Source organism: Microcystis sp. M53603_WE2 (assembly GCF_030065435.1).
This window is the reverse complement of record NZ_JASJFF010000709.1, coordinates 1-6124: the sequence shown is the minus strand read 5'-3', so window position 1 is coordinate 6124 and position 6124 is coordinate 1. Positions and strand designations below refer to the sequence as shown.

Sequence of the window (6124 nt, the reverse complement as noted above, 5' to 3'; positions counted from 1 at the left end):
CTTTTCTTCAGCTATTTATGAATGTCTGAATGATGCCCATCTGAAACATAAAAAAGAACTGGATTCCTTGCTGACTCTACGATTTCAGAAGTTTAATAAATCTCAGATTATGAACGTCTAAAGTATAGCATAGTCAAGTACGACATTATCTGTGCAGCCAGCCAAACCAATTTCATTGATCGTCAGTACGTCATGACCGGCAGCCGTAAGTAACTTAACCAGAAGTTGGGCTTGCGAGTCCTCATCAAGCAATAATCTTAGACTCAACACTAATCCCCTTTGCTTCCAGACGGTGGCGTTCTTCTTCTGCTTCTTGCTTGAGTAGCTGCTGATTCCTCTCGCAATAGTCAATTGCTTCATAGATGGCAGCCAGGGGTAACTCCCAATTAAGGGCTGCTTCTTGAGGAGTCATGTCATTGACAATCATATCTGACCAGACATCAAAAGCTTTCAGCCTCCTGCCTTGAAAACAAAGCTGTTGTCGCCAGGAATGAGGACGTTTCTCTAAATACTGCCATTGAGTTTTCGCTACGTTGGTAGTCATGCTGATGCCTTGATGAAAGCTGGTATCCCTAGTTTATCCGATTAAAACAGGGGAAACCACCTGAGACTCCTTCCCCTGTGAATCCCTAGTCAGGGAGAAGAATGTAAAGATTTATTAAATTGTAGCGTAGGATACTTTTCGGGGGGGTAGTGTGTATTGTTGTTTTCAATCGCCTTTGGGGTTGGGTTGGACTGTCGCTCAACCCACGCTACAAGACTGCTTATCTTGACTAAAAAAAACCCGATTCTAAAGTCCCAAACCGATCTAGTCGGGTCAGGTAAATCGTTCTCTGACTTTTAGTCGATGTTACCTCGATATAAGGTTCTCTTAGTTCGGGATGCCGGTTTTTCAGGTCTTCAAGCGATCGCACTAACTTTAAATAATCATTGTAGGTTTCCTTGATTTTGATCGCAATTTCCGTAAGATTCTGATTGTTAACTTCGGGAAAAAAGCCACGAAATTGAACCGCAGGACGAGTTATTAAGAGGCTTTCTTGCTATTTCTGATTAGCAACCCCAATCATCCGGTCAAATGCCTCATAATTGCTGCTTTCTAAGGGATGGGTGCGATAAACTTGGGGATAACGGCTTTTATCCCTTCCTGCTAACCAGGTGACGGGTTGATAACCGCCAATTTCCTTACAGGCCTTCAAAATTGTGGTGTCTGGACGTAAAGCACTTTTTGACCCGTCAACCGCAAGGCATTGAGAGCGAAATTTTGAGTTGAGGCGGCAACCTGCTTGTCGGTGGCTAAATGCGACAGATACTGGCGGATTTCGTCAACTCCCATCTCTGGAGGGGTGGCGTTTGTTGTGTAAAGAGGATAAAGTCTCGAATGTAGTAGAGGTAGGATTTTTCCGTCTTCAAGCTAAAGTGCTTGAGACGCATGACTTCTCGGACTCGTTCTAACAGTCGATGGAACTGGGCTTCTTCTGTCATCGGCAAATGCGGTAAAATCGGTTTGGCAGAGATACTAGACCGCCCCCTGCGGTAATTATGCCCAAATGGGGGTGATTAGACCGCACGGTGCGGTATTAAGTTTTATTTATGGGGTGTTAGACCGATGGAGGTGGGATAGTAGGATAAAGGGGTTATGATTCACTGAGAGAAATGGAATATAAAGCAAAGGTTTCTACACTCCTAAAAAAACAGCCAATTCAAGGCGAAGAGCTTGCTGATAATCAGAAAGTTGCTGTGCCCACAGGCAAGGTTTACACTGTGGATGAGATACTTGAAACTAATGGACTACACTCTCATGTCGAGCTTGCCTTTGAGTCTGGCTCTTGGTGGATTTTCTTGCCTCACTGGGATACTGGTCTTCAAACCCAAGAAGTTAAGGCTGTCTTCTCTCTTGAGCAAGCAAACATCAGTAACCTAATTTATGGTTATTTAGTATTTAGTCGTGGCACTCAAGAAGTTCTCCGAGTAAGGGCAACGTCTGGTCAACCTGGTTATCAGTACCCTGGGGCTCACACTCAAAGGGGTAAGGGTTGTATTCCCCCTGATAATGACTGGAAGATTTCTACCAATGGATACTATCTTGCGACTCCAGGTATTGAAGGGATGTTTTACCATATCACACCAGATCCAGATCCAGACACAGGACGAAGTGAATTCGGACTTCACCGCGACTCTAACGTTGCAATTTATCCAGGCTCTGCTGGGTGCATCGTAGTCAAGACTAGTGACTTCAACGACAAGATTCGACCTTTTTTAGATGGATTGAGAGAGACACAAAGCTTCATTTCTTTGAGTGTTTTTTACAGCACCTAACTTGTGCCAAGGTGTGAGCTTTCTCAATGCCATAGACTTGAGCAGATTCTTGTTGCGTTAACTCTGTAAATCTAGTTATTAGGAGAAAAGTGATGGCTTTTGAATGGAATGATTTTGTGAGTACAATTCGAGATGCTGAGATTGAGTTCGAGCATCTCAAGAAGGTGCAGCTTGCCCAAGCTATTCTTGAATCTGGGCGGGGCAACTCCGACTTATTTAAGCTACACGGTAACCCATTTGGAATGAAGTATCGTCCCGAAATGAGTGGAATAGCAATTCCTGTTACTTACGAAGCAAGTGATGGTGAAGACATATACTGTAAATTTGTAACTCTTGAGGATGCCATTCGCGGATATTGGATATTTATTAATCGACCAGTATATTCTGGGTGGCGTTCGAGTATTTCTTCGCCTGAGACATATATAAGGTTTATTGCATTTGCTGGCTATATAGGTGGTGATTCCACTGCAAAACAAACATATGTAGACAAAGTCGTTAATTTGTTCGATGAAGCTTCAAGGCTCCTCAGGAAAACAACTGAAAATGGCAGTTTCTGGAAGCAAAATGGCGTTCTTCTCGAGGTTGGACATGGCACATTGCCCAGTGGGGTATTTGACCCAGGCACAGTTGGTGTCAACTCTAAAAATGAGTATGAGTTGAATAAGATTGCTGCAGAAGCGGCAAAGCGTGTTATCAGACAAGCTGGCGTACCTTGTGACATCACAGATGCAGTTGCAAGCTTATACAATTTAGGAACGCGAGCCGCTGGCTATGACGTATTCTGCTCAATTCATCACAACAGTGCTAATCGTTCTGCTCAGGGCGCAGAAGTGCTAGTCCACGATCGTAAAGCAGATCCTCCAGATTTAGCACTTTCACGGATAATGAGTGCAGAAATTGCGGCAGAGTTAGGTATACGAGATCGTATTGCAGGAGGACGCGAGCCACGCCAAGCACTTGGAGTGTTAAGTGGTGCAGAAGATACGGATGTTCGAGTTGCAGTTTTAGCTGAAGTCTACTTCATTGATGTTTCTGTGCCTGATGTAGTTGACTGGAGTACAAGAGGCGGACAAGCAATAGGTAGAGCGATTTTGAAATGGCTAAGAGCTAATCAGTAGCTGGACTCTCTTATTTTTGTCCTAACAGCAGCAGATAGAACCTGCGATCGCTATCGCTGTAGCTGCAGCAGTGCGATCGCCATCGCCGTAGGGTGCGTTAATGTTAATGTAACGGTGCGATTCGTTTCTAGGGGAATAAATAGCCTAGAGTGCTGATAAAACAGCATAACTGACAAAAAGGATGTAGGTGAAAGACCTACCCTGTAAGGGACACAGTGACTCCCGACCTGCCCCCAGTGACTAGACTCGGAAATCTAGAGGCTGAAGCGGAGAACAAGGACGCAATCAGAGCCAAAACAGATAGGCGCAAGGCGCGTTAACGGGGAGACAATAAGGGAAAACCAGAAAAAGCATCCAATTTCAGAGCAACAATCTGAGCTAAAAATGTTGACTCAACCTTCTAAACTCGCAGAGCTTTCGTTACGGTATCTGCTATCCCTAGAGTTGAAGGTGGGTGAAGTGGTCAACCCTAAATTGTCAAAACAATCCCAAAGTCGGAACGAAGAAAAACGATGATTAGGTCAAGAGAAAAGTCGAAACTCAAGTAGGTTGGACGAGCAACGTAACCCCTAACATCGGGTAGGACGAAGCGTAATTGCTTCGAGGTAATCAGTGATCGCCGATCGCATCGCCTGTAGGTTGGGTTGACGCAAGGAAACCCAACTTCCATATTCATATTAAAATAAGAGATAAGTTTTCAAAAATTCTGAACCTGATGAAAATCAAAGCTATTATTCATCCAGCCGAAGAAGGCGGTTACTGGGCTGAAGTTCCCGCTCTGCCCGGTTGTATAACAGAAGGAGATAGTATGGACGAAGTTGTCGATAACCTCCAAGATGCCATACAAGGCTGGTTAGAAGTTGCCAATGAAAGCAAACAACCTGAATCTAGGTCAGAAGTGATTGAAATTGCTGTATGAAATCAATATCAGGGAAAAAACTCTGTAAAATTGTCGAAAAAAAAGGTTGGATACTCAAAAAAATTACCAGTAGTCACCATATTTATGAAAAGGAGGATGAAGATAAAATTCTATCTATTCCTGTACACCGCAATCAGGACTTAAAAATTGGAACTTTAAAATCAATTATGAAAATAGCTCGATTATCGGAAGATGACTTATAAGCTTTCGTAGGGTGCGTTAATGTTAATGTAACGCACCATCAATTTCCTAATATTCGGTGGGTTACGCTGTCGCTAACCCACCCTACTGGTTTGTTTCAGCTAATTTGGTGTATTAGAAAAATGCTATAAATTCTATAATCTAAGACTTTAAGCCGAAATCTATTGCCCTATTTTAGTTGAAACAGTCCAGTAGGGTGCGTTAATGTTAATGTAACGCACCATCAATTTCCTAATATGCGGTGGGTTACGCTGTCGCTAACCCACCCTACAGTGCTACTACAGTGCTACTGTGAAGAGACAAGCTGATGTCCGAGGTTATAATGGTCAAAGAGTTAAAAAAGAAATTAATCTAATCAATAGCCACAATGAAGGTACAGCTAAATGAGTCAAGTCTTAACCCTAGAATTGAGCGATGAAGTCTATGCCGCCTTGCAACAGCAAGCTAAAATATTAGGTATCGACCTGTCAGAATTAGTAACAACTTCCCTTGAGCGACAGTATCGCTTGAACAAAAATAAAGACCAACGCACGGAAGCCGAAAAAGAAGCAGCACGTCAACGCTTTCGAGCGCACGCTGGCTCAATTAGCGGCTATCCGACAGGAGCAGATAATGAAAGCATTGATGCTGACTTAGGGAGAGAGTATGGAGATACTCATGAGGAGACATGAAATCGGTGATACTCCTCGATAATTCTGGGTTACTTTGCTATGTCTATCGTGATCAACCAGGACATGAAGAAGCTGTCCAATTGTTAGATAGTGCAGGTAAAAGCATCACCCACAGTTACGTTTTAGCAGAGTTAGTTGCTCTAGCTCAAGTTCGGCGTTACCCGCGTTTAGCTACCCTAGAATTTATCACCGATTTGCTAGAAAATCCAGATATCGAGACAGTTTGGATAGATGAGCCTTTACATCGTGCTGCTGTCAAACTATTGATGGCACGGCAAGATAAGACTTATTCCTTATTCCTTATGTGATGCAGTTAGCTTTTTATTGATGCGTCAGTTCAATATTAATGAAGCATTAACCACCGATCGCCATTTTGAGCAAGAAGGTTTTCACCGTTTACTTGTATTCTAAAAAGGGCAGAGCTACGTCAGGGGTTGGTATTTCTCCAACTGGTACTCTTGCCATTTCCCCGACCCCCGTTCGGTGAGGGATTGGGCGTTTCCCAACTGCGCGGCAGCTTCCCGCCAGAATTGTTCAAAGTTCTGCCGCAGTTCTCCGGTGGCAATCATTGATTTTAACGCGATAATTTAGTCAACAATGCCAAGAATTTTTTACTATTAGGAGTCAAGAGAGTTCGGCGATAGGCATCGGCGGCCTTTTTAATCGCTTCCGCTTGGGTGGGATAGGGATGAATAACCATAGACAGTTTACTCAGTCCGATTTTAGCAACCATAGCGGTGGTAATTTCGGAAATCATCTCACCGGCGTGGGTGGCGACGATAGTGGCTCCTAAAATTTGGTCGGAACCTTGTTTGTGAATAATTTTTAAAAAACCTGCTGTTTCGCCATCAGTGATAGCTCGATCGACTATACTCAAAGGAATTTTAATAGTATTAGTG

12 protein-coding genes and 2 pseudogenes are annotated in these 6124 nt (G+C 43.5%); 7 read left to right on the top strand and 7 right to left on the bottom strand.

Annotated features, from left to right (window positions below):
• Nucleotides 1-121: pseudogene (locus PX481_RS15305) on the top strand (IS630 family transposase); the annotation flags it as partial.
• 2 nt (nt 122-123) lie between these two features.
• On the opposite strand, the pseudogene PX481_RS15300 reads toward PX481_RS15305, so the two are convergent.
• The 5 genes and pseudogenes from PX481_RS15300 to PX481_RS15285 all read right to left on the bottom strand — a co-directional run.
• Nucleotides 124-351 (bottom strand): annotated as a pseudogene (locus PX481_RS15300) (DUF5615 family PIN-like protein); the annotation flags it as partial.
• Nucleotides 245-544 (bottom strand): hypothetical protein, encoded by a 300-nt coding sequence (locus tag PX481_RS15295; RefSeq protein ID WP_002758370.1) that lies wholly within the window; start codon nt 542-544, stop codon nt 245-247. The gene PX481_RS15295 and the pseudogene PX481_RS15300, both read right to left, overlap by 107 nt.
• Nucleotides 545-1040: 496 nt before the next feature.
• Nucleotides 1041-1196, bottom strand: a complete 156-nt coding sequence (locus PX481_RS15290; protein WP_002758367.1) for a hypothetical protein — start codon at nt 1194-1196, stop codon at nt 1041-1043.
• Nucleotides 1193-1333 carry a phage integrase N-terminal SAM-like domain-containing protein gene (locus PX481_RS29750; protein WP_080603602.1) on the bottom strand — a complete coding sequence of 47 codons (141 nt, stop codon included), beginning with the start codon at nt 1331-1333 and terminating at the stop codon, nt 1193-1195. The genes PX481_RS15290 and PX481_RS29750 overlap by 4 nt, the downstream gene beginning before the upstream one ends.
• Nucleotides 1294-1482 (bottom strand): phage integrase N-terminal SAM-like domain-containing protein, encoded by a 189-nt coding sequence (locus PX481_RS15285; RefSeq protein WP_002758365.1) that lies wholly within the window; start codon nt 1480-1482, stop codon nt 1294-1296. The genes PX481_RS29750 and PX481_RS15285 overlap by 40 nt, the downstream gene beginning before the upstream one ends.
• A 171-nt stretch (nt 1483-1653) precedes the next feature.
• On the opposite strand from PX481_RS15285, the gene PX481_RS15280 reads away from it, so the two are divergent.
• The 6 genes from PX481_RS15280 to PX481_RS15255 all read left to right on the top strand — a co-directional run bounded on the left by PX481_RS15280 (nt 1654) and on the right by PX481_RS15255 (nt 5533).
• On the top strand, nt 1654-2316 hold the full coding sequence (locus PX481_RS15280; protein ID WP_002758364.1) for a hypothetical protein: 663 nt from the start codon (nt 1654-1656) through the stop codon (nt 2314-2316).
• Between the two features lie 92 nt (nt 2317-2408).
• A complete protein-coding gene (locus PX481_RS15275) occupies nt 2409-3434 on the top strand; it encodes a glucosaminidase domain-containing protein (RefSeq protein WP_288023679.1) in 1026 nt (341 codons plus the stop codon).
• Nucleotides 3435-4149: 715 nt separating this feature from the next.
• Nucleotides 4150-4353 carry a type II toxin-antitoxin system HicB family antitoxin gene (locus PX481_RS15270; RefSeq protein WP_002734086.1) on the top strand — a complete coding sequence of 68 codons (204 nt, stop codon included), beginning with the start codon at nt 4150-4152 and terminating at the stop codon, nt 4351-4353.
• Complete coding sequence (locus PX481_RS15265; protein WP_002741035.1) at nt 4350-4556, top strand: type II toxin-antitoxin system HicA family toxin; 207 nt, start codon at nt 4350-4352, stop codon at nt 4554-4556. Before PX481_RS15270 ends, PX481_RS15265 begins: the two co-directional genes overlap by 4 nt.
• A gap of 381 nt (nt 4557-4937) precedes the next feature.
• Nucleotides 4938-5225 (top strand): hypothetical protein, encoded by a 288-nt coding sequence (locus PX481_RS15260; protein WP_002790029.1) that lies wholly within the window; start codon nt 4938-4940, stop codon nt 5223-5225.
• Entirely contained in the window at nt 5222-5533 is a 312-nt protein-coding gene (locus tag PX481_RS15255) for a type II toxin-antitoxin system VapC family toxin (protein WP_288094892.1), read from the top strand. The genes PX481_RS15260 and PX481_RS15255 overlap by 4 nt, the downstream gene beginning before the upstream one ends.
• A 114-nt stretch (nt 5534-5647) precedes the next feature.
• Here PX481_RS15255 and PX481_RS15250 read toward each other — a convergent pair whose 3' ends face one another.
• The gene (locus PX481_RS15250) at nt 5648-5794 is read right to left on the bottom strand and encodes a hypothetical protein (RefSeq protein ID WP_002758360.1); all 147 of its coding nucleotides are present in this window, start codon (nt 5792-5794) and stop codon (nt 5648-5650) included.
• 5 nt (nt 5795-5799) lie between these two features.
• On the bottom strand, nt 5800-6124 hold a 325-nt coding region (locus PX481_RS15245), incomplete at its 5' end, for an oxidoreductase dimerization domain-containing protein (RefSeq protein WP_502888605.1).